The organism is Burkholderia sp. IMCC1007, assembly GCF_027257875.1.
In the GTDB taxonomy this organism is placed as follows: Bacteria; Pseudomonadota; Gammaproteobacteria; order Burkholderiales; family Burkholderiaceae; genus Burkholderia.
This window is the reverse complement of the sequence record NZ_JAPVQY010000131.1, coordinates 1-2223: the sequence shown is the minus strand read 5'-3', so window position 1 is coordinate 2223 and position 2223 is coordinate 1. Positions and strand designations below refer to the sequence as shown.

Here is a 2223-nt window from a genome sequence, read left to right as displayed (position 1 = left end):
CGTGCTCGTCGAACGCATGAGCCGCGCCGTGCTGCTGGCCAAGATGCCCGATGCGACTGCTGCGTCGGCGCTCGCCGCCTTCACGACCAAACTGCAATCGCTCGTCGAGCCGCTGCGTCAAACCCTGACCTACGATCAAGGTCGCGAAATGGCCCGACATGCCGAACTGACGGCCGCGACCAACGTGCGCGTCTACTTCTGTGACCCGCACAGCCCTTGGCAGCGCGGTACATGCGAAAACACCAACGGCCTGCTGCGTCAGTACTTGCCCAAGGGCACGGATCTGTCCATTTACTCTCAAGAGGACCTCGACGAGATTGCTGACAAGCTCAATACACGACCGCGTGCCACGCTGAACTGGTACACGCCTCTGCAAATCCTTGCTCAGGTCCTGGCTAACCCCACCGACCGAGTCCCTGTTCAGTAACCCGCGAGGTGTTGCACTTCGCTCTTGAAACCGCCAAGCTTCGTTTCTATCCACGAGGGTAGAGTGGCTCCCAGATGGGTTGCCATGTCGCGATTAATCGCTCTGGTTATTTCCTCGGGCGTGACGTCGCTCCCTCGACATATTGGAGTGTTTTTTGGAAACTATCTATATCGGCTCTGTAGAAGGGGCTGCATTGAGAAACAGTTATGTAATTGCGGTACATTTTTTTTGATGCTTGAGCGCAAATGATGGTCATGCCGGCATCAGGATCTTTGGAGCGGTAAACGATCGTCTCGCCGATCACTTGCCATCCCGGAATTGGCAGTTTTCTCGCTGCTGAATCATTCAGCGTATTGCGCTCGACGATTTGATCTTCGTGAGGCAGGCGAGAGGCTATAGTTGGGGAAATGTTATTTTCGAATGGCAACTTTTTATGGTCGGCAGGCTTGATTTTTGAAATGGAGATGGAAATTGGCATGTGCGAAAATCTATCGTCGTCGATGAGTGGGTTTTTCGTGGAATATTCTGATATTGTCTGTTCGGAATAAATTTTGCACGATTCGAGTTTGTAATCTTCAATGCCAATATCTTTGAAGCACGGCTCTTCTGCATTGGTCGTTTGAGCGAACGTCGCGATGAGAAGAAAAATGGCTGATTTCCGATCAATCATGACTTTTGCTCCATATCGTATTGAAAGCGGACAGTCTGAGATCGTTGTGAAGCGGGGTACCATTCGGGTTCCCGAGATTGATGACCGATCCTACCTGCCGCACATTTTCCGGCAAATGACCGCGGTCGCAATATTTGGAAACTCTTTCCCGTGCCCAGTAAAATCCCGATGTATCACAGGCGTTGTAGTCGCTTGTTGCGAGCAACCTATAGTTTGGCTCAGTGGTGAAATTTTGTGACCTGTACCTGCCATAGTCCGTATAGTTGCGCCTGCCGGTAATTTGCAAGAAACCCCGGCCTCGAAATCTATTGCCGTCGCCGGCTAATCCTCCATTGGCACTGTTTGCAACGCCGTTATCCATCCCTGCTGCTTTTTTTAATATCTGGTCCGGTCTGGTTGCCATGTAGTCTTTCCGATTAATGGTTGGCCTTGGTTTTGAGTCGGAGTTTGGAAGTTCGACAGGTCGTCTCCCTGAGGGCAAATTTCGTTGTAGTGCGACCGCGCGATCATAGTCTTCCCCTGCCTCTGCAGGGGTGATCAGTTCGTACATGGTTCTGAAATATCTCTCATTTCCGACTTCTTCGCGGTTTTGCCACCAACCCGTTTCGATGCCAACTTGGGCCAGAAAGTGAGCTTTCCGTAAAGATGTGCTGCTGACCATATAGGTGGTTTCAAGAGTGAAGTGCAACACCTCGCGGGTTACTGAACAGGAACTCGGTCCGTGGGGTTAGCCAGAACCTGAGCGAGGATTTGCAGAGGCGTGTGCCAGTTCAGCGTGGCGCGCGGTCGCGTGTTGAGGTTGTCAGCAATCTCGTCGAGGTCCTCTTGAGAGTAGACGGACAGATCGGTGCCCTTGGGCAAGTACTGGCGCAGCAGCCCGTTGGTGTTTTCGCACGTGCCGCGCTGCCAAGGGCTGTGCGGGTCACAGAAGTAGACACGCACGTTGGTCGCGGCCGTCAGTTCGGCATGTCGCGCCATTTCGCGACCTTGATCGTAGGTCAGCGTTTGACGCAGCGGCTCGACGAGCGATTGCAGTTTGGTCGTGAAGGCAGCGAGCGCCGATGCAGCAGTCGCATCGGGCATCTTGGCCAGCAGCACGGCGCGGCTCATGCGTTCGACGAGCACG

The 2223-nt window shown here is 53.4% G+C and carries 4 protein-coding genes; 1 reads left to right on the top strand and 3 read right to left on the bottom strand.

Features of this window, described 5'->3' with window-relative positions:
* On the top strand, nucleotides 1-427 hold a 427-nt coding region (locus tag O1Q03_RS39875; RefSeq protein ID WP_269500940.1), incomplete at its 5' end, for an IS30 family transposase.
* 106 nt (nucleotides 428-533) lie between these two features.
* On the opposite strand, the gene O1Q03_RS39870 is transcribed toward O1Q03_RS39875, so the two are convergent.
* The 3 genes from O1Q03_RS39870 to O1Q03_RS39860 all read right to left on the bottom strand — a co-directional run.
* Nucleotides 534-1097, bottom strand: a complete 564-nt coding sequence (locus tag O1Q03_RS39870; RefSeq protein ID WP_269511625.1) for a hypothetical protein — start codon at nucleotides 1095-1097, stop codon at nucleotides 534-536.
* The gene (locus O1Q03_RS39865; protein ID WP_269511623.1) at nucleotides 1090-1788 is read right to left on the bottom strand and encodes a hypothetical protein; all 699 of its coding nucleotides are present in this window, start codon (nucleotides 1786-1788) and stop codon (nucleotides 1090-1092) included. The genes O1Q03_RS39870 and O1Q03_RS39865 overlap by 8 nt, the downstream gene beginning before the upstream one ends.
* An 8-nt stretch (nucleotides 1789-1796) precedes the next feature.
* The coding region (locus O1Q03_RS39860) for an IS30 family transposase (protein ID WP_269506325.1) at nucleotides 1797-2223 on the bottom strand (427 nt) is incomplete at its 5' end.